Source organism: Modicisalibacter xianhensis, from assembly GCF_900113605.1.
GTDB lineage: Bacteria > Pseudomonadota > Gammaproteobacteria > Pseudomonadales > Halomonadaceae > Modicisalibacter > Modicisalibacter xianhensis.
In genome coordinates this window covers 1-24,893 of record NZ_FOPY01000026.1, presented here as the reverse complement: position 1 = coordinate 24,893, position 24,893 = coordinate 1, and the positions used below count along the sequence as shown (strand labels likewise).

Annotated in this window: 21 protein-coding genes and 1 pseudogene; 12 read left to right on the top strand and 10 right to left on the bottom strand. The window is 64.3% G+C overall.

The genetic code is table 11. The annotated features are described in order from the left end of the window. Together BM194_RS19425 and BM194_RS19420 are read right to left on the bottom strand one after the other, a co-directional pair. A pseudogene (locus BM194_RS19425) lies at positions 1-349 on the bottom strand (transposase); the annotation flags it as partial. A gap of 62 nt (positions 350-411) precedes the next feature. Further along, on the bottom strand, positions 412-642 hold the full coding sequence (locus tag BM194_RS19420) for a hypothetical protein (RefSeq protein WP_092850373.1): 231 nt from the start codon (positions 640-642) through the stop codon (positions 412-414). Positions 643-771: 129 nt separating this feature from the next. Between BM194_RS19420 and dusA the strand changes: the two genes are divergently transcribed. Then, positions 772-1,788 (top strand): tRNA dihydrouridine(20/20a) synthase DusA, encoded by a 1,017-nt coding sequence (gene dusA, locus BM194_RS19415; protein WP_092850371.1) that lies wholly within the window; start codon positions 772-774, stop codon positions 1,786-1,788. A 21-nt stretch (positions 1,789-1,809) separates the two neighbouring features. On the opposite strand, the gene BM194_RS19410 is transcribed toward dusA, so the two are convergent. Beyond that, positions 1,810-2,838 carry a succinylglutamate desuccinylase/aspartoacylase family protein gene (locus tag BM194_RS19410; RefSeq protein ID WP_092850368.1) on the bottom strand — a complete coding sequence of 343 codons (1,029 nt, stop codon included), beginning with the start codon at positions 2,836-2,838 and terminating at the stop codon, positions 1,810-1,812. A gap of 286 nt (positions 2,839-3,124) precedes the next feature. Here BM194_RS19410 and BM194_RS19405 point away from each other — a divergent pair, with 286 nt between their 5' ends. The 6 genes from BM194_RS19405 (at position 3,125) to BM194_RS19380 (ending at position 10,137) form a co-directional block, all read left to right on the top strand. Then, complete coding sequence (locus BM194_RS19405) at positions 3,125-4,183, top strand: glycosyltransferase family 4 protein (RefSeq protein WP_092850366.1); 1,059 nt, start codon at positions 3,125-3,127, stop codon at positions 4,181-4,183. 74 nt (positions 4,184-4,257) lie between these two features. Then, the gene (locus tag BM194_RS19400; RefSeq protein ID WP_092850364.1) at positions 4,258-5,808 is read left to right on the top strand and encodes a cation:proton antiporter family protein; all 1,551 of its coding nucleotides are present in this window, start codon (positions 4,258-4,260) and stop codon (positions 5,806-5,808) included. Between the two features lie 114 nt (positions 5,809-5,922). Continuing rightward, entirely contained in the window at positions 5,923-6,924 is a 1,002-nt protein-coding gene (locus BM194_RS19395) for an amidoligase family protein (RefSeq protein WP_092850361.1), read from the top strand. Next, complete coding sequence (locus BM194_RS19390; RefSeq protein WP_092850359.1) at positions 6,921-7,610, top strand: gamma-glutamyl-gamma-aminobutyrate hydrolase family protein; 690 nt, start codon at positions 6,921-6,923, stop codon at positions 7,608-7,610. The genes BM194_RS19395 and BM194_RS19390 overlap by 4 nt, the downstream gene beginning before the upstream one ends. A gap of 103 nt (positions 7,611-7,713) precedes the next feature. Then, entirely contained in the window at positions 7,714-9,399 is a 1,686-nt protein-coding gene (locus BM194_RS19385; protein WP_092850357.1) for a GMC family oxidoreductase, read from the top strand. A gap of 114 nt (positions 9,400-9,513) precedes the next feature. Next, on the top strand, positions 9,514-10,137 hold the full coding sequence (locus BM194_RS19380) for a glutathione S-transferase family protein (RefSeq protein ID WP_244891016.1): 624 nt from the start codon (positions 9,514-9,516) through the stop codon (positions 10,135-10,137). A gap of 73 nt (positions 10,138-10,210) precedes the next feature. Here the strand turns inward: BM194_RS19380 and BM194_RS19375 are convergent, their stop codons facing one another. Further along, positions 10,211-10,642: an OsmC family protein gene (locus BM194_RS19375; protein WP_092850354.1), complete on the bottom strand. Its 432-nt coding sequence runs from the start codon at positions 10,640-10,642 to the stop codon at positions 10,211-10,213. A 129-nt stretch (positions 10,643-10,771) separates the two neighbouring features. Continuing rightward, entirely contained in the window at positions 10,772-11,320 is a 549-nt protein-coding gene (locus BM194_RS19370; RefSeq protein ID WP_092850380.1) for a DUF1415 domain-containing protein, read from the bottom strand. A 109-nt stretch (positions 11,321-11,429) separates the two neighbouring features. Here BM194_RS19370 and BM194_RS19365 point away from each other — a divergent pair, with 109 nt between their 5' ends. Further along, positions 11,430-12,320: an aldo/keto reductase gene (locus BM194_RS19365; RefSeq protein WP_092850352.1), complete on the top strand. Its 891-nt coding sequence runs from the start codon at positions 11,430-11,432 to the stop codon at positions 12,318-12,320. Here BM194_RS19365 and nfi read toward each other — a convergent pair. Together nfi and BM194_RS19355 are read right to left on the bottom strand one after the other, a co-directional pair. Next, positions 12,313-13,092, bottom strand: a complete 780-nt coding sequence (gene nfi / locus BM194_RS19360) for a deoxyribonuclease V (RefSeq protein WP_092850350.1) — start codon at positions 13,090-13,092, stop codon at positions 12,313-12,315. The genes BM194_RS19365 and nfi overlap by 8 nt on opposite strands. A gap of 64 nt (positions 13,093-13,156) precedes the next feature. Next, positions 13,157-13,576, bottom strand: a complete 420-nt coding sequence (locus BM194_RS19355; protein WP_218155433.1) for a DUF1499 domain-containing protein — start codon at positions 13,574-13,576, stop codon at positions 13,157-13,159. A gap of 282 nt (positions 13,577-13,858) precedes the next feature. Between BM194_RS19355 and BM194_RS19350 the strand changes: the two genes are divergently transcribed. Next, on the top strand, positions 13,859-15,085 hold the full coding sequence (locus BM194_RS19350) for an exonuclease SbcCD subunit D (RefSeq protein WP_092850347.1): 1,227 nt from the start codon (positions 13,859-13,861) through the stop codon (positions 15,083-15,085). Continuing rightward, on the top strand, positions 15,082-18,384 hold the full coding sequence (locus BM194_RS19345) for an AAA family ATPase (protein ID WP_092850345.1): 3,303 nt from the start codon (positions 15,082-15,084) through the stop codon (positions 18,382-18,384). Before BM194_RS19350 ends, BM194_RS19345 begins: the two co-directional genes overlap by 4 nt. A gap of 22 nt (positions 18,385-18,406) precedes the next feature. Here BM194_RS19345 and wrbA read toward each other — a convergent pair whose 3' ends face one another. Next, the gene (gene wrbA / locus BM194_RS19340) at positions 18,407-19,012 is read right to left on the bottom strand and encodes an NAD(P)H:quinone oxidoreductase (protein WP_092850343.1); all 606 of its coding nucleotides are present in this window, start codon (positions 19,010-19,012) and stop codon (positions 18,407-18,409) included. Positions 19,013-19,144: 132 nt separating this feature from the next. Here wrbA and argE point away from each other — a divergent pair, with 132 nt between their 5' ends. Both argE and BM194_RS19330 read left to right on the top strand, forming a co-directional pair. After that, positions 19,145-20,302: an acetylornithine deacetylase gene (argE, locus tag BM194_RS19335; protein ID WP_092850341.1), complete on the top strand. Its 1,158-nt coding sequence runs from the start codon at positions 19,145-19,147 to the stop codon at positions 20,300-20,302. A 51-nt stretch (positions 20,303-20,353) separates the two neighbouring features. Then, entirely contained in the window at positions 20,354-21,199 is an 846-nt protein-coding gene (locus BM194_RS19330) for a FadR/GntR family transcriptional regulator (RefSeq protein WP_422730678.1), read from the top strand. 94 nt (positions 21,200-21,293) lie between these two features. On the opposite strand, the gene BM194_RS19325 is transcribed toward BM194_RS19330, so the two are convergent. Both BM194_RS19325 and BM194_RS19320 read right to left on the bottom strand, forming a co-directional pair. Continuing rightward, positions 21,294-23,096 (bottom strand): IlvD/Edd family dehydratase, encoded by a 1,803-nt coding sequence (locus tag BM194_RS19325; protein ID WP_092850337.1) that lies wholly within the window; start codon positions 23,094-23,096, stop codon positions 21,294-21,296. A 249-nt stretch (positions 23,097-23,345) separates the two neighbouring features. Then, the coding region (locus BM194_RS19320; RefSeq protein WP_092850334.1) for an IlvD/Edd family dehydratase at positions 23,346-24,893 on the bottom strand (1,548 nt) is incomplete at its 5' end.

Genomic DNA, 24,893 nt, shown 5'->3' with positions numbered 1-24,893 from the left:
CCCAGCAGTCGGCAGGCGCCTCGCTGGCTGAGCCAGCCGCCCGCCACCAGATGCTGTACCGCCCGCCGCTTCGCTTCGGGCGTCACCACTTTCCCGAGACGATCTCCTTGAGCGCGGCATTGTCGAGGGCGCTTTCCGCCAACAGCTTCTTGAGTCGGGCGTTCTCGGCTTCCAACTCGCGGAGGCGCTTGGCCTCCGACACCTCCATGCCGCTGTACTTGGCCTTCCAGCGGTAAAGGGTCTGCTCGGTCACGCCGTTTTGGCGGGCCAGCTCGGCGATTGAGACGCCGCGCTCGTTGGCCTTGAGAATACTGATGATCTGCTCTTCGGTATGGCGATTACGCTTCATGGCGAGATCTCCTGCTATCAGAGTAAACGTAGCGGAAATCTCACATTGCCGATGGACCGGTTTCAGGGGAGAAGGTTAATAGCATCGTTGAGGGTGACGCCACGCCATTTTGCGGACAGGATGCCGCCTGGACTCATCAGTTCCAACTCTCGGCGCTTGGCCCACTCCTCTGCCATAGCCTTGCGTGGAAACGCCTTCGATTCGGCGTGGCGGTGCCCATCACGCGCGATGCGGACCTGGGCAATGTATGAGAAACTACCGTCCTTCTTTCGACGCTTGCGTATCGTTGCCACCACGTTTCCCTTGGTACCAAATCGAAGCGTCGCCAAGTACCAAAATAGTACCAACAAGCTTCGTAAAACCTATCCAAACCACTGTAAATATGAACAGTTATGTCAGAGAAGGCAACTGCAACAACCCGCATGAATACTGACACCACGCGGCCTACGCTGGATAGGACGTTCTCCGTCGCGCCGATGATGGATTGGACGACACGCGATTACCGGGTCTTCGCCCGGACGCTGACACGTCATGCCCTGCTCTACACCGAAATGGTCACCACCGGCGCAATCCTGCACGGCAGCCCGCGGGAGCGCTTTCTCGGCTACGACGACACCGAGCATCCGCTGGCACTGCAACTGGGCGGCATCGATCCCGGCGAGCTGGCCGAATGCGCCGCCATTGCCGAGGAATGGGGTTACGATGAGGTCAACCTCAACGTGGGCTGCCCCAGCGACCGGGTACAGAACAACCTGATCGGCGCCTGCCTGATGGGCCATCCTGACAAGGTGGCAGCCGCGGTTCGTGCGATGAGGGAATCGGTATCGATTCCGGTGACGGTGAAATGCCGCATCGGCATCGATGACCAGGACGAGGATGCCGACCTGGAGCGTTTCATCTCACAGGTCGCCGATGCCGGTTGCGACACGTTCATCGTGCATGCCCGCAAGGCCTGGCTGCAGGGGCTGTCACCCAAGGAAAATCGCGATATTCCGCCGCTCAACTACTCGCGCGTCCATCGTCTCAAGGCAAGTCGCCCGGCGTTGCACATCGGGATCAATGGCGGGCTGAAGACGCTCGACGATTGTCGAGAGCACCTGCAGCATGTCGATAGCATAATGATCGGCCGCGAGGCCTATCAGAACCCGTGGTTGCTGGCCTCGGTCGACGATGCATTGTACGGGCAACCAGGGCCGGCACAAAGCCGTCACCAGGCGGCCCGTGCCCTGCGCCCTTACATCGCCCGTCGCCTGGAGGAAGGTGCACGCCTGAACCACGTTACACGCCATCTGCTGGGCCTGTTCCAGGGATGCCCCGGCGGGCGCCGCTTTCGGCGCCACCTGTCCGAGAACGCGCACCGCGAGGGGGCCGGCCTGCAGGTATTCGACGATGCACTGGGCCTGGTGCCCGAGCCGGAGCGCCAGCTCGCCGATGCCTGAGCAGGCCGGGCAGCGTGAGCGCTATAACGTGTCCGGCAACGGCTCGTAATCCGACTGGAATGACTCCACCGCGCTTTCGGCCTCTTCGATGGCATCGAAGCGGGCGACATGAAACAACGCCTCACCCTCGTTGGCCAGTGGCAGGTTACTCATGCCAATGACGATACCATCGGCATTGGCCACGATCTCATCCTCCGAATTCCCGAAGGGGTCGGCGACAACACCCAGTACCTGCCCCTTGGCCACGCGCGCGCCAAGGCGTGTCCGCGGGCGCAGGATGCCATCGATCGGCGCCCTCGCCCAGCTCGACCCGTTGGCGATCTCGGCTGCCGGCGGTTGGCTGCGTCGTCGGCTGGCAGCGAGCATGCCCAGCAGGCGCATGACCCTTAGGACGCCACGCACACCAGGCGCGATGGCCCATTCATCGAAACGCAACGCTTCGCCCGCCTCGTAGGTCAATACCGGCACGCCGCGACTCTGCGCGTAGGCGCGCAAGCTACCTTCGCGCAACTCCGCATTGAGAATCACCGGTACCCCGAAGGCCTCGGCCATTGCCGCCGTTTCACTGCCCTGCTGCAACTGGGCGCGGATCTGCGGCAGGTTGGTACGGTGAATGGCCCCAGTATGCAGGTCGATGATATGCGTCGCCTGGTCTGCAATCTGTTCCCGAAACAGTGCAGCGACCCGCGAGCCCAACGACCCCGCTTCGCTGCCAGGAAAGCAGCGATTCAGGTCGCGCCGGTCGGGCAGGTAGCGTGTGTGCTGGACGAACCCGAAGACATTGACGATGGGGACCGCGATCAACGTGCCTCTCACTCGACGAATCGCCGAGGAGCGCAGCAGACGGCGCACGATTTCGACACCATTGATTTCATCGCCGTGAATGGCCCCGCAGACCAGCAACACCGGCCCTGGCTGGCGTCCGTGAACCACCTCCACGGGAATGTGCAATGGCGCATGGGTGTAGAGCTTGGCAATGGGCACATCAATCTGGGCCCGCGAGCCCGGCGCCACACGCACGCCGGCAAGTTCGAAAGGGGCTCGAGCCATGGTTTACCTCTTGAGAACACTGTTTCCTTTATACGCGGCTTGCCGGCCGATGGCGAGCGCCTGCCGCCAGGGCAACGGGCCGGGTGCGTGTCGGTTCGTTATTGATCGGCCTGCGGAATGAAAACTTGATCCGCGAGTAATGGGCACGCCTGGTCGCCGCTGCACTGGCTCCTGGCCCGGCAGCGCCAGGAAGCCGCGATTGCCCGCTGCGTGATACCCTTGGCGACAGTCAACCTGATGAAGCCAGGCCCTATACGGAAGCCTCGTTCTGCCAAGGAGAGCAACGATGCCAACAATGACGTTCATTGTCGCCGGCGACCCCGCCCAACTGACCGGTAGCCATGTGTACGACGCCCGAATGGCAGCAGCGCTGCGCGATCAGGGCTGGCAGGTCGATGTGATCGGCCTGGAAGGCCGCTTTCCCGAGCCCGATGCCACGGCGACCAAGGCTCTGGAGGCGGCATTATCGGCCCAGCCCGACGGGGCGAGCGTGATCATCGATGGCATGGCCATGGGCGGCCTGCCCGACGTCATTGCCAAGCATGCGGCACGTCTTGACCTTACGGCGCTGGTTCACCATCCGCTCGCCGACGAAACCGGCCTCGACGAGGCCCAGCGAACACGCTTCAAGATCAGTGAGACGCGTGCGCTCGCGGCTGCCCGACGCGTCATCGCCACCAGCCCGTTCACGTCCCATCGCCTGGCCGAGTACGACGTGCCGGCAGAGCGGATAAGGGTCGTCGAACCTGGCGTGGAACCGGCCCCGCTGGCCAATGCAGTGGCACGCCCCGACGATGGCCGACAACAGCTGCTGTGCGTGGCAACGCTGACGCCCCGCAAGGGTCATGACGTCCTGGTGGATGCCCTGGCTCAGCTCACCGAGTTCGATTGGCAATGCGACTGCATCGGTGGCCTGACGCACGACCCGCGCCATGCCGAGGCCATTGCTACCCGGATACGCGACAAAGTGCTCGAGGATCGGATTCGGCTGGTGGGCGAGCGTCCCCAGGATCGGCTGGGCGAATCCTACGATCAGACCGACCTGTTCGTGTTGCCCTCACATTATGAAGGCTACGGCATGGTGATCACCGAGGCCGTGAGCCGGGGCCTGCCAGTCATTACCACGACTGGCGGTGCCCTCGCCTACACCCTGCCTCGCGGCGCCGGCATCGGCGTGACACCCGGCGACACGCAGGCACTTGTCGCTGCACTTCGCGAATGGTTTACCGACCCCGAATTGCGCCAGCGTTTGCGCCAAGGTGCCAGTGATGCGCGTGCGGCACTGCGTTCCTGGGATGAGGTTGGCCAGGCATTCGCCAAGGCGTTGTCGCCAGCGACCCGATAAGCGAGTCAAAAGTAACGCCATCAACGCAACGCCACGTTATTCTTGGTATTTCACCACGTTCTCCGGAGTCGCCCATGCTGGAAGTCATCTGCCTGTCATTCGCCTTCGTGCTTGGCTTGATCGCACGCGCCTGCGGACTACCCGCGCTGATCGGCTTTCTGACGGCAGGCTTCCTGATCAACCCGCTGCAGGACATGCTGCACCTGCCCCACTCGACACCGGAGATCCTCGACCACGTTGCCCACCTGGGTGTCCTGCTGCTGTTGTTTACCGTGGGGTTGAAGCTCAAGCTCAAGAGCCTGGTACAGCCGGAGGTCATCGGAGGCGGATTGCTGCATTTTGCCGTCACGGTCGGCGTGTTTGCCCCCGGACTGCATTGGCTGGGCGGCATCGAGTGGACGAATGCACTGATTCTGGCCATTGCCCTGGCGTTCTCGAGTACCGTGCTGTCGGCCAAGAGCCTGGAAGCTCGCCGCGAACTGCGTGCCTTCCATGGTCGGGTGGCGATCGGCATCCTGATCATCCAGGACCTGATTGCCCTGGTGGTGCTGGCCTTTTCGGTCGGCCAGGTGCCATCGCCCTGGGCACTCGGCCTGCTTGCCCTGCCGCTGCTGCGCCCGGTGATGCATCGCCTGATCGATGCCAGTGGCCACGACGAGTTGCTGCTGCTGATGGGGCTGGTGCTGGCCATCGTCGTCGGTGGCGCCGGCTTTACCGCGCTCGGATTGTCCGGCGAAGTCGGCGCCCTGGTGCTGGGCGCGCTGGTCTCCCAGCATCCCCGCGCCCAGGAACTCGGCAAGTCATTGTGGGCACTCAAGGAGCTGTTTCTGGTCGGCTTCTTCCTCAAGATCGGCATGTCCGGGCTGCCCGACTGGCAATCCCTGGGCTTTGCGGTGGCCTTCGTTCTCCTGCTGCCGCTCAAGGGGCTGCTGTTCTTTTTCCTGCTCATCCTGTTTCGCCTGCGCGCGCGCAATGCCTTCCAGACGGCAGTCAATCTCACCAGTTACAGCGAGTTCGGGCTGATCGTCGCCGCTGCGCTGGTTCCCGATGCGCTGGTCGGCCTGGCGCTGGCCGTGGCGCTCTCGTTTCTGGTGGCCTCGCCATTGCAGCGTTATGCCCACGACCTCTACGGCCGCCTGGAGCCCCGCCTGACCCGCTTCGAGACACGAGCCTGGCATCCCGACGAGCAGCCAGCCTCGCTGGGTGATGCCCAGGTCCTGATCATCGGCATGGGCCGAGCCGGCACCGCCACCTATGATCGCCTGAGAGAAGATGCCATTCCGGCCATCGGCATCGATGCCGACCCCAACCGGGTGACCAGCCATACGGCCGACGGGCGACGCGTCGTATACGCTGATGGTGAGGACATCAGTTTCTGGAACGGGGTCGACCTGAGCCGAATTCAGGCAGCCGTGCTGTCGCTACCCGATGCCGAGTCGAAAATGTTCGCGACACGCCAGCTACGCAGCCATGGCTTTACGGGGGCCATCGTTGCGCATAGCCTTTATGAAGATGAGGCTGAGTCGATTCGCCAGGCGGGCGCCGACCAGACCTACCTGACCATGCATGAGGCCGGGCTGGGGTTGGCCGAGCACGTACGCCACGGGCTCAAGCTCACCCAATGACAGCCTATTGGTGGTTCGCGCAGGGATGCCGGCACGCCCCGGACGCCATGAATGGGAGGCAATATCGGGACGCAGCAACGATGAATCTTGGTGACGAATCGGCAGGAGAGCCGTGTGAAACCTGAAGCCCCACCATGTCCACGCAGCGGCGAAGGCCACGTGCGTCGCGTTGGCGTGGAAATCGAATTTGCCGCCATTGCCCCACTGACCGCCGCCGGGCTGGTGCAGGAGAACTATGGCGGCAAGATACGCCGTCTCAGCCCACACCGGATCAAGGTGGTCGATACTCGCTGGGGTGATTTCACCATCGAGCTCGATGCCAAGTATGCCCACCCGGATGCCAAGGTCATCCAGAAAGCCGAGGCCAAGGGCAGCGAGGATGAGTGGTCGCACCTGCGACTGGAACTGCACAATCGCACCCGGGAACTGATCGGCGATGCCGTGGCCGGCATCGTGCCGACCGAAATAGTCTGCCCGCCGATTCCCTGGCTGGCCCTCAACGAACTCGACCTGCTGTTCAATGCCCTGCGCGAGCAGGGGGCCCGTGATACGCGCGACAGCCTGCTGTACGGCTTCGGCCTGCATCTCAACCCCGAGGTGTCCGGCACCGACACGGCCACCTTGCTGGCCCACCTGCGCGCCTACCTGATCCTGGCCGAATGGCTGCGCGAGGAAATCGACATCGATATCACCCGGGAAGTCCTGCCGCATGCCAATCCGTTTCCCAAGGAGTATGCGCTGAAGGTACTCGATCCCGATTACGGGCCCGACCTGGATACGCTGATCGCCGATTACATCGAAGCCAATCCCACGCGCAACCGGGAACTCGATCTCTACCCGCTGTTCGCTTACCTGCGTCCCGACTATCCAAGCGAGTACCTGTCGGATGAGCTGGTCAAGCCAAGGCCGACGTTCCACTACCGCCTGCCCAACGCCCAGCTCTCGCAGCCCGACTGGAGTGCTGTCGCCGAATGGAATCGCTGGGTCGAGGTCGAGCGCCTGGCAGCCGACCCCGAGCGACTGGCCGAACGCGGCGTCGACTATCTGGAACATCATCGTCGCTCGTCTGTCACACGCTGGCTGGAACGCCTCAAGGAGTGGATGAAGGACACATGACACGTCCCCGGATCGGCATCACGACCTCGGACCACAAGAGCCGCCTTGCCTGGCTGTGCGACTGGCTGGCCGTCTGGCGGGCCGGCGGCAAGCCCATTCGGCTGTCGCCGTCGCGCCCGGTGCCGGATGGGCTCGACGGGCTGGTCGTCGGAGGCGGCGACGATATCGGTGCCCAGCTCTACGGAGGCGAGGTCCAGCTCGACGTGCGTGTCGATCCCCAGCGCGACCGGCTCGAACTCGACCTGCTCGAGCGCCTGCTGCCGAGCGACTGTCCGGTACTAGGCATCTGCCGTGGTGCCCAGATCATCAACGTGCATCTGGGCGGCTCGCTGTACAGCGACATCTACACGACTTTCGAGCACATCAAGAAACGCCGCACGGTCCTGCCTCGCAAGACCGTCGACGTGGTCGAAGGCAGCTATCTGCATGAGCTTCTCGGGGTCAGTTGGTGCCAGGTAAACAGCCTGCACCACCAGGCCATCGACCGTACCGGCGAGACTATCGATGTCGTTGCCCGTGACCGCAACGGGCTGGTTCAGGGCATCGAGAGCCGCGCCTACCGGTTTCTCATCGGCGTACAGTGGCATCCCGAATTCCTGATCTTCAACCGCCCCCAGCAGCGCCTGATTCGGGCCCTGGTCGAAGCGGCCTGCGAGCGCGCGGAGCAACGCATCCGGGCTCACTAGGCACTCGATAGGCTAACCGGGCTACGACCAACGTCTTCTCTTGTTGCCAGAGGCACTCGCCTAGTCTTGATGCAGCGAGACGATAACAAGAGAAGAGTGTGCCATGACACTGACCCGTTCCTACCCCACCGTCGATACGCTGATCGTGGGTGCCGGTCCCGCCGGCTGCCTGCTTGCCAAGCGGCTTTCCGAGGACCCGCACCACCACGTCATGCTGGTCGAGGCCGGCGGGCGCGACAATTATCCCTGGATACATATCCCAGTGGGTTATCTCTACTGCATCGGCAACCCGCGGACCGACTGGTGCTTGCGTACCGAGGCCGAAGCTGGCCTCAACGGTCGCTCGCTGGGCTACCCTCGCGGACGGGTGCTGGGCGGCTGCTCGTCGATCAACGGCATGATCTACATGCGCGGCCAGGCCCGCGACTACGATCACTGGGCAGCCCTGGGCAATCCCGGCTGGTCATGGGAGGACGTCCTGCCGCTGTTCCGCAAGAGCGAGGATCACTATGGCGGCGAGAATGCGTTGCACGGTGCCGGCGGGGAATGGCGCGTGGAGGCGCAGCGTCACAAGTGGGACATTCTCGAGACGTTTCGCGACGCCGCTGCCGAGGTAGGCATTCCCCCGATCGAGGATTTCAATGGCGGCGACAACGAGGGCAGCAGCTACTTCCAGGTCAACCAGCGCCGCGGCGTGCGCTGGAATGCCGCCAAGGCCTTCCTCAAGGGTCTCGAGCGTCGCCCCAACTTCACGCTGGTCACGGACGCCGAAGTCGACCGCGTGATCTTCGACACCCGGCAGGCGACGCCCAAGGCGTGTGGCGTGCGCATCTGCCTCAACGGGGCCTGGCAGGAAGTCCGCGCCCACGAGGTCATCCTCAGCGCCGGCGCCATCGGCTCGCCGTCGATCCTGCAGCGCTCCGGCATCGGCCCCCGCCAACTGCTCTCGCAACTCGCCATCCCGGTGGTGCACGACGCACCCGGCGTCGGCGAGAACCTGCAGGACCACCTGCAATTGCGCATGAGCTATCGGGTCGAGGGCGCCAGGACGCTCAACGAGATCGCCGGGACCTGGTTCGGCAAGGTCGGCATGGCCTGGCAATACCTGCTGTCGCGCAGTGGCCCGATGACCATGGCGCCCAGCCAGTTGGGCGTCTTCGCGCGCTCCACGCCGGACCAGCCCAGTGCCAATCTGGAATACCATGTCCAGCCATTGTCGCTGCCGGCCTTCGGCGAACCGCTGGACCCCTTCCCGGCCTTTACCGCCTCGGTCTGCAACCTGCGTCCGGCCAGCCGGGGCCGCGTGGCCATCCGTGCCGCGAGCCCCGCAACCCCGCCGCTCATCCAGCCCAATTACCTGAGCGAGGACGAGGACCGGCGTGTCGCCGTGGACGCCATTCGCCTGACCCGCCGTATCGCTGCTGCGCCCGCCCTGGCTCGCTATCGCCCCGAAGAAATCAAGCCCGGTGCCGACCTGCAGAGCGACGAGGAGCTGATGCGCGCTGCCGGCGATATCGGCACCACGATCTTTCATCCGGTCGGCACCTGCAAGATGGGCCAGGACAGGAACGCGGTCGTCGATGCCCGACTGCGGGTGCATGGCGTGGCCGGGCTGCGGGTGGTCGATGCCTCGATCATGCCGACCATCACCTCGGGCAACACCTGCTCGCCGACCTTGATGATCGCCGAAAAGGCCGCGGCCATGATTCTCGAGGAACGCCAGTGGCGAGCCATCGGCAACACGGCGCAGCCACAGACTGCCGCGGCAGCCAGCAGCCCATTGGCTTGACGATTGTTTTGATGAAAAAACCCCTGGCGCCGGGACGACGCTTCAGGGGTTTCTCAACTATCCTCCTAGAACCTGTAGTGCCCCATCAACGGCAGGACCGGTCAGGAGATAGCGATGCCCCTGGAACTCTTTCTCAACGCCACGTCTCCCTATGCACGGATCGTGCGTGTGTGCGCCCTGGAGAAAGGGCTCGAAGACAGGTTGATCCTGAACTGGGTCGATCCCTGGGCCGACGATGCCGAGCTCATCGAGGTCAACCCCAACGCCAAGGTGCCGGCGCTGTGCTGCGAGGACCGCACATCGATCACCGAAACCCTGCCCATCCTCTACTATCTCGATAGCCTGACGGAGCGACCGACCCTGTTGCCCCGCGAGTCGCTGGCCTCGGTGCTGCATGGCGTCGGGCTTGGCATGGGCCTGGTGGACGCCAGCTTCCAGACAGTGATCGCACGCAAATACACCGGCGCTGCCGATGCCGACCGCAGCCACTTGGGTAAGCGCCGCCTGGCGGCCATCGAGCGAATCCTCAGCCGCCTCGAGGCCGACACCGTGCCACGCCACATGTACACCGAAGATGCCCAACTGACGCTGGACGATATCGTCATCGGCGTCGCCCTGGATTACTTGCGATTCCGCATGCCGGTAATCGAGTGGCCGCTACGCTTTCCCGCCCTGGCCGCGTGGGAAGATACGCGCCTGTCGCGGCGCAGCTTCTACGATACCCGCTTCACCGGCTGAACCGGACGCCAGACACGACGACGCCGGCCCATGGCCGGCGTCCGACTGCCGTTGCCCTTGTTTGCAGCAGCGATCAGCTTTCCAGCTTGGCATCCAGGGTGATGTTCGCCTTGAACAGCTTGGATACCGGGCAACCCTCCTTGGCCTTGTTGGCCGCTTCCTCGAACGTGGCCTGGTCGGCCCCGGGGATACGCGCCCGCGTATCGAGGTGGATGGCGCTGATGGTGAAACCGCTGTCATCCTGCTCCAGCGTTACCGTCGCCTCGGTCTTGATGCTTTCCGGCTCGAGCTCGCTCTCGCCGAGTATCATCGACAGGGCCATCGAGAAGCAGCTGGCATGGGCGGCCCCGATCAGTTCTTCCGGATTGGTACCCGGCTGGCCCTCGAAGCGCGTATTGAAACCGTAAGGATTCTGCTTGAGCGCACCACTTTCGGTGGAGACCGTTCCCTTGCCCTTCTTCAGGCTACCTTGCCATTCAGCGGAGCCCTTCTTCTTGATGCTCATACTGCCTCCTATGGGTAAACCGTGAACCGATAACGATGCGTGGCCAGCTAGTCTTTAGCGGCCTGTCGCCCTACACACTGTAGACGATGCCAGCGCACTGGCCATGAAAGCTGCCTGCGACAGGCTACCTCATGACCGTTTCAGCATCTCAAGGCGCGTCATAAGCGCATCGAGGCCCAGTTCGCGCATCCGTGCAATGTTGCGCTCGGGAATACGCTCGGGATGGGGAAAGCGTGCCAGTGCATGCTCGAGACTGGCTTCGCGGAGGATGTGCAGCATCGGCCAGGGAGAGCGATTCGTGTAGTTGGCCGGGTCGTCCGGACCGGTACCGTCGAAGACGTAATCCGGATGAAAACTGGCCAGTTGATAGGTCCCGTCATAGCCCTGCGCTTCAAGCAATGCCTCGCCCAGGGCCAGACAGTCGAGATAGTGCTCGAAGTCCTCGGCACCGGCGATGAGCACCAGCAGGGTCGTCTCCGTCTCCGGCGTGGCATCGAGATAGCGGCATTCGTTGACCAGTGTCAGCAATAGCTGCTCGGTATCGGTGGCATCGACCGCAACATAACGGACCCTGTCGCGCTCGACCTCCTGACGGGCGAATGGGCAGACATCAAGCGCTACCACGAAGCGCTCGACCCAGGCGCGGGACTGGTGCAACGGTTCCAGCGATGAAGGCATGAGCCAGGCTCCCACAAGGATGACCCGACAGTATACCTCCTTGGACGCTGGCATTTCGGAGAACATTGCGCCAAGGTCATGGAAGCGATTTCCAAGCAAGGAGGAAAACATGCCCGGACACACCCGCCCCTGCGTCACACTGGCTGCCAGCGGCAACCAGCCCGCCATCGATCTGCCGGCCATCGGCCAGGGCACCTGGTACATGGGCGAAGGCCTTGCTCCGCGTCAGGATGAAGTGCGCGCCCTGCAGCAGGGGCTGTCCTTGGGCATGCGCCTGATCGATACGGCGGAAATGTATGCTGACGGGGGAGCCGAGGAAGTCGTCGGCGAGGCTATTCGAGACTGCCGCGACGAAGCGTTCATCGTTTCCAAGGTCTACCCGTGGAATGCCGGTCGCGACAGCGCCATCGAGGCCTGTGAACGTAGCCTGTCGCGCCTGGGTACCGATCATATCGACCTGTATCTGCTGCACTGGCCGGGCAGCATTCCCCTGGAAGAGACCTGGGAAGCCTTCGACCGCCTTCGCGAACAGGGCAAGATCCTGCGTTTCGGCGTGTCGAACTTCGATGTCGACGACATGCAGCAGCTCCATGCCTTGCCCGGCGGCGAGCAATGTGCCGTCAACCAGGTGCTGTACCACCTGGGCTCGCGGGGGATCGAGCACAGCCTGCTGCCGTGGCAGCGCCGCCACGGCCTGCCGACCATGGCCTATTGCCCGCTGGCCCAGGGAGGCCGCCTGCGCCAGCGCCTGCTCGACAGCGATGCCGTGCGTGCCGTCGCGCAGGTACACGATGCCACGCCGGCCCAGGTCCTGCTGGCGTGGACGATACGTCCGGCCGAAGGTCGGCATGACGTGATTGCCATCCCCAAGGCCGTACAGCCGGCCCACGTCGCGGCCAACGCGGCGGCCTTGGAACTGCGCCTGAGCGACGACGACCTGGCGGCACTGGACGAGGCGTTTCCGGCACCGGAGCGCAAGCCGCCGCTGGACATCATTTAAGCGTCTGCGAACCGTCGTCGAGTCCCAGGGTATCTTGGCTGCCTGGATCGCGAAAGCGACGCCCGCGACGCGATGCCAGCCGATCCGCCAAGCGGGTCGGCTCCGGCAGTTTGGTGCGCCCCAGGCAGGCGATCACCCATTGGAGTGCCGTGGCCTGACTGATACGGTGACCGGGCGAGACAATGACCGGCTTGACGCCTTGCCGGCTGCGTAACATGGCGCCGATGATCACGCGTCCTTCTGCGTCGAGTTGCACGTCCTCGGGATCTTCCTTGCGCCGGCGGTCGGTCAGCCAGGCCCATTCGCCACGCACGTCGGGCACTTCACCGTGACGACCGCACAAGCGCTTCTTGGCGATACCAATGGTGGGTAGATCCAGCCACAGCCCCAGATGCGAGGCCACGCCCAGCCGTCGGGGATGGGCAATGCCCTGGCCATCGACCATCACCAGATCGGGGCGGCGAGACAACTGCTCGAAGGCACCCAAGGCAGCGGGAATCTCGCGAAACGACAACAGCCCCGGAATATAGGGTATTCGCGTGGGTTCGCGATGCACGATTTCTTCGATCGGCTCCAGGTCGGGCCAGGCCAGCAGCACCACGGCGGCGCGTGTCGTCTCGCCTTCATCCTCGAAGCCGATATCCACCCCGGCCAGGACGTTGACTGCATTGTCATCCAGCCGGTCGCGGCGCTCGACGCGCGGCGCCAGGCGACGCTGCAGTTCGATAGACTCCTCGGGCGACAGTGTCCAATCGTGGAGAGGGTCTGGCATAGGGCATACATCCTCGATGGTGATGGAGATGGAGATGCCCCAAGCCTAGCCCATCTGCTCTACCTCAGTCGCAGAACCCCCAACCTTCGAGAAGGGTGCGTAACTTCTCGACACGCGACCGGTTCTTGCCCAGGTCGCTCATGCCCAGCCGCGAGGCGCTGCGCACATGACAAACGTTGTCTTCCTCGCTCCAGAAAAACTCCAGATCGTCGACGAAGCCCAGCCAGGCCGAATGGCACTCGGCATGCAGGTACGTGTCGGTCTGGGTGATGACTTCGGCTTCTTCACAGGCATGCAGGGCGCTGGCCAGGCGGGCAATGATCTCCTGGCCGGTCATGCCGGGTGCCGAGAAAGGGGCCACGTAATGCGCCTTGTCCCCGGCCTGACTGCAGACGCAGTTATGGGTCGCTGGACAGGTCGCCAGCTTGCCCTGGCTAATACCGAGATTGACGGGACGCTTGCTGGTCATCGGGTTGGTCAACATGAGCCGGTTTCCTCGCCGTGTTCGTTTGGACTTGTTGTCGTGACAAAGGCATCGCCATGTCTGGAAATGGACTACATGGAAAGAATTTCCAAAATTGACTATTGATCCTGATACGCCATGGCCTGCCACTAAGTCAAGACCGCTCTGTGGGTTACCGCAAGCCACGTTTGCAGGCCTCGGTCAGGCCCAGCGATGCCAGTGGCGCTCCAGGGTGAAGAGACTGCGCCTCTTGGCCGTTGCCATGGCCCTGTTACACTGCCCGCTTCAAGGCGGGAGCAAAACGTGAAGCTGATCCATACCTCCGACTGGCACCTGGGCCAGACCTTCCATGGGCAGGAACGTCATAGTGAACATCGGGCCTTTCTCGACTGGCTGCTCGATACCCTTGCCGAGCGACGCCCGGACGCGCTGCTGATCGCCGGCGATGTGTTCGATGTGGTCAACCCGTCGCTGCGCGCCCAGGAACTGCTCTACGATTTCATCGTCACGGCTCATGAGCGCTTGCCGACGCTGGATATCGTGATGATCGCCGGCAACCATGACAGTGGATCGCGCATCGAACTACCGGCCCCGCTGATGCAACGCCTGCGTGCCCATGCGCGTGGACGCGTTCACTGGCGCGATGACGGCCATCTCGACGACGACCACTTGCTGATTCCGCTTTACGATAGCGGAAATGAGATCGGCGCCTGGTGCCTGGCCCTGCCCTTCCTGCGCCCGGCCGAAGTCACCGGCGGCAATGTCGCGGGCTATGTCGACGGCATCGCCCAGGTTCATCGTGAACTGATCGAGGCGGCACGCCGTCGGCGCCAGCCGGGCGAGGCCCTGGTGGCAATGAGCCATGCCCATCTGCAGGGCGCCTGCGTTTCCGAAAACAGCGAGCGTCCCATCGTGATCGGCGGCGAGGAAGCGCTGCCTGCCAACCTGTTCCCCGAGGATATCGCCTACGTGGCGCTGGGCCATCTGCACCGCCCGCAGCAGGTCGGCGAGTCACGCATCCGCTATAGCGGCACGCCGCTGCCCTTGGATTTTTCCGAGACCCACTATCCGCACCAGATTCTCGAAGTGACCCTCGACGGTGAGCGCCTGGCGGACATCAGCACCATTCCCATTCCGCGCAGCGTCGATCTGTTGCGCGTCGGCCCCCTGACCCTCGACGACGCCCTGGCTCGACTGGATACGCTGGACTGTGACGAAAGCCTGCCGCGCGAGCGCTGGCCGTGGCTGGAAGTGCGCGTGAATCTCGATGCGCCCTGTCCCGACCTACGCGCCCGGGTCGAAGCCATCCTGGAAGGCAAGCCGCTGCGGCTGCTGCGGATACACACTCGCTATACCGCGGGGCCGACGGAGTCCGGCGAGGCCCGCGTCACGCTCGACAGTCTCGGCCCCCAGGCGCTCTTCGAGCGGGCCTGGCAGGGGCGTTACGGCAACGCGCCCGACCCGGCCATCCTCAGCGACTTCAACCAGCTATGGCAGACGGTCCAGGATGACGAGGAGCTCGACGCATGAAGATTCTCGCCATTCGCCTCGAAAACCTCGCCTCGCTGGCGGGCCGTCACGAACTCGATTTCACCCGGGCACCGCTGGCCGAACAGGGGCTCTTTGCCATTACCGGTCCCACCGGTGCCGGCAAGAGCACCCTGCTCGACGCCTTGTGCCTGGCACTGTACGGCAATACCCCCCGGCTGCGCCTGGCCCCGAGCCGGGAATCGCAACTGCCCGATGCCAGTGGCGAGTCGCTGACCACCGCCGATGCCCGCACCCTGCTGCGTCGCGGCTGCACCAGCGGCTACGCCGAGGTCGATTTCGAGGGTCGCGATGGGCACCGCTACCGGGCGCGTTGGGCCGTACGCCGGGCACGTGATCGCATCGACGGCCGCCTGCAGGCCGCCGAGCAGTCGCTGACCGAACTCGACAGTGATCGCGTGCTGACGGCACAGAAACGTGAGTTCGATCGCCTGCTGCCCGAGCGCCTGGGACTCTCCTTCGAGCAGTTCACCCGAGCCGTGCTGCTGGCCCAGAGTGAATTCGCGGCCTTTCTCAAGGCTGACGACAACGCCCGCAGCGATCTGCTGGAAAAGCTCACCGACACCGACGTCTACTCGCGCATTTCCGTTGCCGCCTTCCGGCGCAGCAGGGAGGCCCAGCAAGTCGTACGCGAGTTGGAGCAACGCCTGAGCGGCGATGCCCCGGCCACTGACGAGGCCCGTGCCGAGCTGGAGCGCGAGGCGGCCGACAGCGAGCGCGAGCTTGCCGAGCAACAGGCCCGGGTCTCCCGCCTTCGGGTCGAACAGCAATGGCTGGACCAGGATGACAAGCTGGGCCAGAGCGTTGCTACAGCGGTACATCGTCACGACCAGGCCTGCCAGGCTGAGGCAGCGCTGGCGCCCCTGTACCAGCAAGAACGAGACCTGGAGCGGCTCGCCCCGCAGCGCCATCATTTCCTGCGCCGTCGTGAACTCGACCGGCAATGCCGGGAACTCGAGACGCAGCTCACTCACGCGGGCGATGCCCTGGCAAACGCCGAGACCGCATGCACCACGGCCACACAGACGCATGAACAGGCTCAGGCGCGCCTGGACGAGGCCGAGCGTGAGCGACAACATGCCCAGCCCTTGATCGAGACCACCCGCGAGCAGGCGGCACGACTCGATCATCATGAGCGCACCCATCGCGAGAAGATGGCCACTCGTCAGCGGATCGATGCCGAGCTGACGCAAGTGCGCCAGCAGCATGCCGACCTGCTCGCTACCAGCGAACGCCAGCGCCACGAGTTGCAGGTATTGGAGTCGGCGCTAGGTGAGCAGCTTGGCGAGCATCCCGATGGCCTGGCGGCACGCCGTGCCCTGCAGACCCAGGAAGACCGGGCCGGCCAACGCCGCCTGGCGCTGAGCGCGCTGCAACAGGAGTGGCGCCAGTGGCGCCAGGCCGAGCAACGAATGACCGCGTTGCAGCGCCAGCAACAAACCGACCAGGATGAGCACGACGCCTTGTTGAACCAAGGCAAGGCCGCCGCGACGGAACTCGAACGCCTTGAACGGGAGCAACAACAGCTACAGGCCAGCATCGAGCGCCTGCGCGTCGCGCGCAGTGCCCAGGTCGCCCAGTTGCGCCAGCAGCTGTTGCCCGACCACCCCTGCCCGGTCTGTGGCAGCCAGACGCACCCCTACCGCCATGCGCCACCAGTCGAACCGGCCCAGGCCATGCTCGACGCCACGATCCGCGAGGAAGACCATCAGCTCGAGACGATCGCTGCCCAGGTAGCCTCGGCACGTGAACGTCATCACACCCTGCAAGGGGAATATCGCGCGCTCAAGTCGCGAATGACCCAGACCCAGCAACAGCTCGCCCAGTTACAGCAGGATCTGGCGGCACAAAAGGCCAGCCTGGGCGAGCATGAGCAGGGCTCCGCCCTGCTTGAGATAGGTGATGATGGCGAGCACTGGCTGGAAGCCCAGCGTCGGCAAGCCGAGCAGCAGTGGCAGTCGGCCCGCCAGGCGCTGGAAGTCCTCGAGACCACACAGCAGCGTATCGAGCCGCTGCGCCAGACCATGCAAACCCGGGATGTCGAACTTGGTCGATTGGCGAGTCGCTGCGAACACATCACCCAGCAACTGGCCGCGCTGGATGCAGAGATCACACCGCTCGACGCCACCTGCCAGCACTTGCGTGAGACATTGAAGCAGGCCTTGGGCACCCACGTCTCGCCGCAAGCCTGGCAGCAGGCCATCGACAGTGCACTGGAGCAGGCCCGCCAACAGGAACGGCAGGCACAGACGCAAAGGCAGCACGCCTTGTCCGAGCGCCAGTCTCGCCAACATGCCCTGGAAAGCACCCGCGAACGGCATGCCGCCCTGGACCGTGAACGGGAGGACATTGTCGAGTCATGCCAGGCATGGCGACGGGCCAATCCCGACATCGACGATGACCGGCTCGACACCCTGCTGGCCGTCGACGAGGCGCAGCGACACACTCAGCGCCAGCGCCTGCAAGCCGCCGAGCGCGAGCGTCATACCGCCGAAGTCAGTCTCGAGGAGCGCCGGCTCGCCTGGTGTACGCACCGTCGCGAGCGTTTCGGTGAGCTGCCGGAAGCGGATCTGCTCGATGAAGCCACCGCGTCGCGAATTGCCGAGCTACGCCAGCAGGTCAATGCTCAGGAAACGGCGCTGGTGCCACGTCTCGACGCGGCTCAGCAGCGCCGCGACACGGCCCTGCATGCCCTGCATGATGACGATCGGCGGCGCAGGCAACAGCAGGCCCTGAACATGGAACTGGAACAGGCGCGACGCGAGCAGTACCGCTGGGGCAGCATCAGCGAACTGATCGGCAGTGCCGACGGCAAGGCGTTCCGACGCATTGCCCAGGCCTATAACCTCGAACAACTGCTGGAGCACGCCAACGCCCATCTGGCCACCCTATCGCGCCGCTACCGGCTGGCGCGCGGTGGCAGCGAGCTTGGCCTGCTGGTCGTCGACGGCGACATGGGCGACGAGCGCCGTTCGGTCCACTCGCTGTCGGGTGGCGAGACGTTTCTGGTCTCGCTGGCCCTGGCACTCGGCCTGGCCTCGATGGCCTCGGGCCAGTTGCGTATCGACTCGCTATTCATCGACGAGGGATTCGGCAGCCTGGATCCGCAATCGCTAGCAGTCGCCATGGAAGCGCTCGACGGCCTGCAGGCGCAGGGCCGACGCGTCGGGGTGATTTCCCATGTGCAGGAAATGCACGAGCGCATTCCACTGCAGGTACAGGTCGAGCCCCTCGGCAACGGCGCGAGCCGACTGAACGTGACCAAGGGGCTGTTGCGCTGATACCCGATACCTCAGCGTATCGTCAGCCCTTGAGCTTGGCGGCGATGCCCGCCACATGCTCACCCTGGAAGCGGGCAATGGTCAGCTCGTTCTCGCTCGGCTGGCGGCTGCCGTCGCCACCGGCGATGGTCGTCGCGCCATACGGCGTACCGCCAGAAACCTCGCTGAGTTCGGTCAGCGCCGCGCAAGAGTAAGGCACTCCGACCACCACCATGCCCATGTGGAACAGCATGGTATGAATCGAGGTCAAGGTGGTTTCCTGGCCCCCATGCTGGCTGGCGGTGGAGGTGAAGGCGCTGCCGACCTTGCCGACCAGCTTGCCCTGCGCCCAGATGCCACCGGTCTTGTCCCAGAAGTTGCGCATCTGTGAGGTCATGTTGCCGTAGCGGGTCGGCGTGCCGATGATGATGGCATCGTAGTTCGCCAGTTCATTGGGATTGTCGAGCAGCGGTGCGTCCTGATCCAGCTTGTAGCCGGATTTCTCGGCCACCTCGTCGGGGACCAGTTCGGCGACCCGACGGATATCCACCTCGGTGCCGCTCACGCTGCGCGCCCCTTCCGCCACGGCCTTGGCCATGGTCTCGATGTGTCCGTAGCTCGAGTAATAGACGATCAACACCCTGCTCATCGCTGTTCTCCTGTGTGCATGAATGAAGCCCTCTCAACCATGGTCTACAAGCCGCGTGGCGTCAAAAGAGTCCCGGCAGGGGGCACCGACATGCTAGGCTGAGCCGAGACTTTCGAACCGGGAATGATCACCATGGGCTCCGCACCGTTGCTGCTCGAGACACTGATCGGTCACGCCAGTGTGTCACGCGACTCTAACCTCGAACTGATCCGCTTCATCGAGGGCTATCTCGATGAATTCGGCGTCCCCTACGAGCGCATCGAGAACGACGACGGCAGCAAGGCCAACCTGTTGGCCCGGATCGGGCCAGATGTTGCAGGCGGTGTGGTGCTCTCGGGTCATACCGACGTGGTCCCCGTCGATGGCCAGCCCTGGACCAGCGCCCCCTTCTCCCTGACCGACCGCGGCGACGGCCGGCTCTACGGTCGCGGCAGCTGTGACATGAAGGGGTTCATCGCCTGTGTGCTGGCCCAGATCCCGGCATGGGTGGAGCAGCCGCTCGAACGTCCCATCTATCTGGCGTTTTCCTACGATGAGGAAGTCGGCTGCCTGGGGGCGCCGCGCATGATCGAGCGCCTGATGGCCGGTCATCCCCGCCCGGCTGTGGTGATCGTCGGCGAGCCCACGCTGATGGCCCCGGTGGTGGCCCAGAAAGGCATCACCAACCTGCGCACTACCGTGACGGGCTGCGAGGCACACAGCAGCCAGGTCAACCAGGGGGTGTCGGCCATTCACGTCGCGGCGCGCCTGGTCACGCGCATCGAGGACATCATGGCCGAGTTGCGCGACGAGGGCCGGGTCGACGAGGCCTTCAACGTTGCCCATTCCAGCCTGCATGTCGGCAAGATCCAGGGGGGCACGGCAATCAACATCATGGCTCGCGAATGCCGCTTCGACTGGGAGATACGTCATCTCCCCCAGGATGGCTTCGACGAGGTCTACCGCCGTTTCGAGACCTTCGCCAGTGAGCTAGAGCACGAATTGCAAGGCCGCTCGCCTCGTGTCGCCATTCGTACCGAACCGCTGACCGAGACCGTGCCCGGCCTGGCCGATCGCGACAATGCCGAAGCCGTGGCGCTATGCCATGCCTTGCTTGGCGATCGCGACAGTGAGGCTGTGGCCTATGCCACCGAAGCCGGCCAGTTCCAGCGGGAGGGGCTTGCCACGGTCATCTGCGGGCCGGGCAGCATCGCCCAGGCACACCAGCCGGACGAATATATCGAGCTAGCCCAGCTCGACGCCTGCATGGATTTCATGCAGCGCCTGGGCGACCACCTCAGCCAGGACTGAGCCAGACGCTTGCGCCGATAGTCGTAACCACCCCCGTGTCACGTTGCCGAAATGTTCAACATATGGCAGCTTGATGCCAAATCTCGTGGACATCAGTACGTGAAGGACAAGACACGCAAGACAGCATCGCGCCCCAGCGTCGCCGAGGCACTCGCCGAGGCAATCTTCTCGGGGCACTACCAGCCGGGTGATTTCGTTCCCAAGGAACTCGCCCTGTGCGAGCAGTTCGCCATCAACCGCTCTGCCGTGCGCAGCGACCTGCGCCAACTGGTGGATGTCGGCATCATCGAACGCATCTCGGGGCATGGCTCCAAAGTACGTGAGCATGCCGAGTGGAACATCCTCGATCCGCTGGTCACCGAGTGGATGACCCGCTACGCCTCACCGAATCCGCAACTCCAGCGCGAGATCCTGGCCTTCCGCCTCGATGTGGAACCCTATGTCGCGATGACCGCTGCCAAGCGCGCCACCGCCAAGGACCTGGTGGCCCTGGAAGAGGCCTTCGAGGGCATGGGCCAGCACCTGCGCACTGCGCCTGCCTCGGGCGAGCCCGGCACGAAGGCCAGGCTGCACAGCGATTTCGACGTGGCCTTCCATGCGGCGATCTTCAAGGCGACGCACAACATCGTCTGGGCGCAGCTGTCCCATATCCTGCGCCCTTCCATCTATCTGCTGGTGTCGATGTCCAATGTCAGCGAAGCCGATGACCCCGCCGAGAGCCTCGAGCGTCATCGTCATCTGATGGAAAGCATTCGTGCCCGCCAACCGCGCGAAGCCTTCCTGGCCGCCCAGGACGTGCTTGGCGGTACGGCCCGGGCACTGGGCATCGAACCCGGGGAGAGTGCCCTGGGCCGCGAATTCGACTGGGCAAAGCCGGCCCAGCACCCGACGAGCTGAAACCATCGACGGGCCTCTTGCACGCAGCACCTCGAAAAAACGCCCCGGAAAATTCCGAGGCGTTTTTTTCAGCCAGGCTGCCGGCTAGATCATCTCAGTGGTTATCCCGCGGCGGCGTACGCCGGGCCACGTCCCGGTACTTGGTCGCCGGCTCCAGGGTCATGCCACGGTCATGCTGTTCGACCATGCTGCGCTGGATCTCCTGCCACGGCGTCTGGTGCGGCGGGTAGATGTATCCGCCCCGTGAGGCAAGACGCTCGCGACGCTGTGCCAGTTCTTCTTCCGAGACAAGCAAGTTGGCTTCGCCCTTGCCCAGATCAATACGAATGCGATCGCCGGTCTCGAGCAGCGCCAGTCCCCCGCCGACGGCTGCCTCGGGTGCGGCGTTGAGGATCGACGGCGATCCAGAGGTGCCCGACTGGCGACCGTCTCCCAGGCACGGCAACGACTCGATACCGCGCTTGATCAACGCCTCGGGCGGCTGCATGTTGACCACTTCGGCGCCACCGGGGTGGCCTACCGGGCCGGCGCCCCGCATCACCAGGATCGTGCTCTCGTCGATGCCAAGCTCGGGGTCGTCGATACGCGCATGGTAGTCCTCGGAACCGTCGAATACCGCCACGCGGCCTTCGAAGGCTTCAGGGTCGTCCGGGCGACTCAGGAAACGCTGGCGGAATTCCGTCGATATCACGCTGGTCTTCATCAACGCGGAGTCGAAAAGATTACCCTTGAGGTTGATGAATCCGGCGTAGTCCAGCATCGGGTTGTCGTAGCGGCGAATGACGTCCTCATCCAGTGTCTCGCGGCCTTCGACGTTTTCCGCCAGGCTGCGGCCATTCACGGTACGCGCATCGCCATGCAACTTGCCGGCCCGGAGCAGCTCGTTGAGTACCGCAGGGACGCCACCGGCGCGGTAGAACTCCTCGCAGAGATAGGCGCCGGCCGGCATGACGTTGCTCAGCAGCGGGATCTGGTGCCCCAGGCGCTGCCAGTCGTCGTTGGTCAGCTCAATGCCGGCATGACGGGCAATGGCGATGATGTGGATCGGTGCATTACTCGAACCGCCCAGTGCCGAGCAGGCAACAATGGCGTTTTCGAACGCTTCGCGGGTAAGAATGTCCAGCGGCCGCAGGTCTTCCCAGACCATGTCGACGATACGCTTGCCGGTATCGTAGGCAACCATGGAGCGCTCCTTGTAGGGCGCCGGGATGATCGCCGAGCCGGGCAGGCTCATGCCCAGGCACTCGGCCATGGAATTCATGGTCGAGGCAGTCCCCATGGTGTTGCAGTGCCCTACCGACGGCGCCGAATCGGTAGCCCGCGAGATGAACTCCTCGTAGTCGATGTCCCCGGCCGCCAGGCGCTTGCGCAGTACCCAGATGATGGTGCCCGAACCGACGCGCTCGCTGCTGCCCCGCCAACCGTTGAGCATCGGCCCGCCGGACAGCACGATGGCAGGAATGTTGACGGTGGCCGCCGCCATCAGGCAGGCAGGGGTTGTCTTGTCACAGCCGGTGGTCAATACCACCCCATCCAGCGGGTAACCATGCAGCACCTCGACCAGCCCCAGGTAAGCCAGGTTACGGTCGAGTGCTGCCGTCGGCCGACGCACATTCTCGTGAATGGGATGCATGGGAAATTCGAACGGCACGCCGCCCGCCGCACGGATACCATCCTTGACGCGCTTGACCAGCTCGATGTGATGACGGTTGCACGGCGTCAGGTCGGAACCGGACTGGGCAATGCCAATGATCGGCTTGCCGCTGCGCAACTCTTCTAGCGTCACCCCATAGTTCATGTAGCGCTCGATGCAGATTGCCGTGGTTCCCGGATGCTCGGGGTTGTCGAACCACCAGCGTGAGCGGAGCTGGCTGGGCGTGATCTTGTGATCGCTCATGGTCTGACGCCTTTACTCTGTGAAGTTCGTTATCGGAAAAAGGCCATGCCTTGGATTCAGAGTAATCTACCTGAAGCCCTCTGTATGTTGAACAAACGGATTATATGTTCGACATACATCGATGCACTAACCCAATCCTCCTCTTTCTTCTTTATATAGCGACCCCATAGGCAAGCTTTCGGCACAAAAAAGCGGGGCATTTGCCCCGCCAAGTCCTGCCTGATGAATCCTCTGCCTGCTGCAAGTGAATCAGTGCGAGTGCCGGGGCACCTCGGCACCGCGACAGCCGACCAGGAAGTCGAAGTCGCAGCCCTCGTCGGCCTGCAGCACGTGCTCGATGTAGAGCTGGCGATAGCCGCCACTGGCAGCGATGGTGCGCGATGCCGCGGTGGGGTCGGTCTCGGCCAGGCGGCGCTCGAGTTCGGCGTCGTCGACCTCGAGGTGCAGCGTGCCGGCGTAGGCATCGAGTTCGATCCAGTCGCCGTTGCGTACCGCGGCCAGCGGGCCGCCGGCGGCGGCTTCCGGGGCGACGTGCAGCACCACGGTGCCGTAGGCGGTGCCGCTCATGCGTGCGTCCGAGATGCGCACCATGTCGGTGATGCCCTGCTCGAGGATCTTGGCCGGCAGGCCCATGTTGCCGACCTCGGCCATGCCGTGATAACCACGTGGCCCGCAGTTCTTCATCACCAGGATGTCGTCGGCGGTGACGTCGAGCGCGGGGTCGTTGATGCGCGCCTTGTAGTCGTCGAAGTCCTCGAACACCACCGCGCGGCCGCGATGGGTCATCAGTTCCGGGGTCGCCGCGGAGGGCTTGAGCACCGCGCCGTTGGGCGCCAGGTTGCCGCGCAGCACACACATGCCACCGTCCTCGCGCAGCGGCGTGTCCAGCGGCCGGATCACCTCATCGTTGTACAGCGGGGCGTCCTTGACGTTGTCCCACAGCGTCTGGCCATTGACGGTCAGGGCGTCCTTGTGCGGCAGGCGGTCGGCCTCGCCGAGCCGGCGCAGGACTGCGGGCAGGCCGCCGGCGTAGTAGAACTCTTCCATCAGGAAGCGCCCGGAGGGCTGCAGGTCGACGATGGTCGGCGTGCCGCGGCCGATGCGCGTCCAGTCGTCCAGTGCCAGGTCGACGCCGATGCGTCCGGCGATGGCCTTCAGGTGGATCACCGCGTTGGTCGAGCCGCCGATCGCGGCGTTGGTGCGAATGGCATTCTCGAAGGCCTCCTTGGTCAGCACCTTCGAAAGCCGCAGGTCCTCGTGGACCATCTCGACGATGCGATTGCCGGACAGGTGCGCCAGCACGTAGCGCCGCGAATCCACCGCCGGGATCGCCGCGTTGTGCGGCAACGACGTGCCCAGCGACTCGGCCATGCAGGCCATGGTCGAGGCGGTGCCCATGGTGTTGCAGGTGCCGGCGGAGCGCGACATGCCGGCCTCGGCGGCCATGAACTCGTGGATCGAGATCTTGCCGGCCTTGACCTGCTCGGAGAGCTGCCAGACCACGGTGCCCGAGCCGATGTCCTTGCCCTCGTGCTTGCCGTTGAGCATCGGCCCGCCGGTGACCACGATGGTCGGGATGTCGCAACTCGCCGCGCCCATCAACAGCGCCGGGGTGGTCTTGTCGCAGCCGACCAGCAGCACCACGGCGTCCAGCGGGTTGCCGCGGATCGCCTCCTCGACGTCCATGCTCGCCAGGTTGCGGGTGAACATCGCGGTGGGGCGCAGGTTGGACTCGCCGTTGGAGAACACCGGGAACTCCACCGGGTAGCCGCCGGCCTCGAGCACGCCCTTCTTGAC

Bases quoted from the DNA above. Each gene is read 5' to 3' on its own strand.
- dusA (WP_092850371.1), top strand. From the start codon at position 772: ATGAATACTGACACCACGCGGCCTACGCTGGATAGGACGTTCTCCGTC.
- BM194_RS19410 (WP_092850368.1), bottom strand. From the start codon at position 2,838: ATGGCTCGAGCCCCTTTCGAACTTGCCGGCGTGCGTGTGGCGCCGGGC.
- BM194_RS19405 (WP_092850366.1), top strand. From the start codon at position 3,125: ATGCCAACAATGACGTTCATTGTCGCCGGCGACCCCGCCCAACTGACC.
- BM194_RS19400 (WP_092850364.1), top strand. From the start codon at position 4,258: ATGCTGGAAGTCATCTGCCTGTCATTCGCCTTCGTGCTTGGCTTGATC.
- BM194_RS19390 (WP_092850359.1), top strand. From the start codon at position 6,921: ATGACACGTCCCCGGATCGGCATCACGACCTCGGACCACAAGAGCCGC.
- BM194_RS19385 (WP_092850357.1), top strand. From the start codon at position 7,714: ATGACACTGACCCGTTCCTACCCCACCGTCGATACGCTGATCGTGGGT.
- BM194_RS19380 (WP_244891016.1), top strand. From the start codon at position 9,514: ATGCCCCTGGAACTCTTTCTCAACGCCACGTCTCCCTATGCACGGATC.
- BM194_RS19375 (WP_092850354.1), bottom strand. From the start codon at position 10,642: ATGAGCATCAAGAAGAAGGGCTCCGCTGAATGGCAAGGTAGCCTGAAG.
- BM194_RS19370 (WP_092850380.1), bottom strand. From the start codon at position 11,320: ATGCCTTCATCGCTGGAACCGTTGCACCAGTCCCGCGCCTGGGTCGAG.
- BM194_RS19365 (WP_092850352.1), top strand. From the start codon at position 11,430: ATGCCCGGACACACCCGCCCCTGCGTCACACTGGCTGCCAGCGGCAAC.
- nfi (WP_092850350.1), bottom strand. From the start codon at position 13,092: ATGCCAGACCCTCTCCACGATTGGACACTGTCGCCCGAGGAGTCTATC.
- BM194_RS19355 (WP_218155433.1), bottom strand. From the start codon at position 13,576: ATGTTGACCAACCCGATGACCAGCAAGCGTCCCGTCAATCTCGGTATT.
- BM194_RS19345 (WP_092850345.1), top strand. From the start codon at position 15,082: ATGAAGATTCTCGCCATTCGCCTCGAAAACCTCGCCTCGCTGGCGGGC.
- wrbA (WP_092850343.1), bottom strand. From the start codon at position 19,012: ATGAGCAGGGTGTTGATCGTCTATTACTCGAGCTACGGACACATCGAG.
- argE (WP_092850341.1), top strand. From the start codon at position 19,145: ATGGGCTCCGCACCGTTGCTGCTCGAGACACTGATCGGTCACGCCAGT.
- BM194_RS19330 (WP_422730678.1), top strand. From the start codon at position 20,354: ATGTTCAACATATGGCAGCTTGATGCCAAATCTCGTGGACATCAGTAC.
- BM194_RS19325 (WP_092850337.1), bottom strand. From the start codon at position 23,096: ATGAGCGATCACAAGATCACGCCCAGCCAGCTCCGCTCACGCTGGTGG.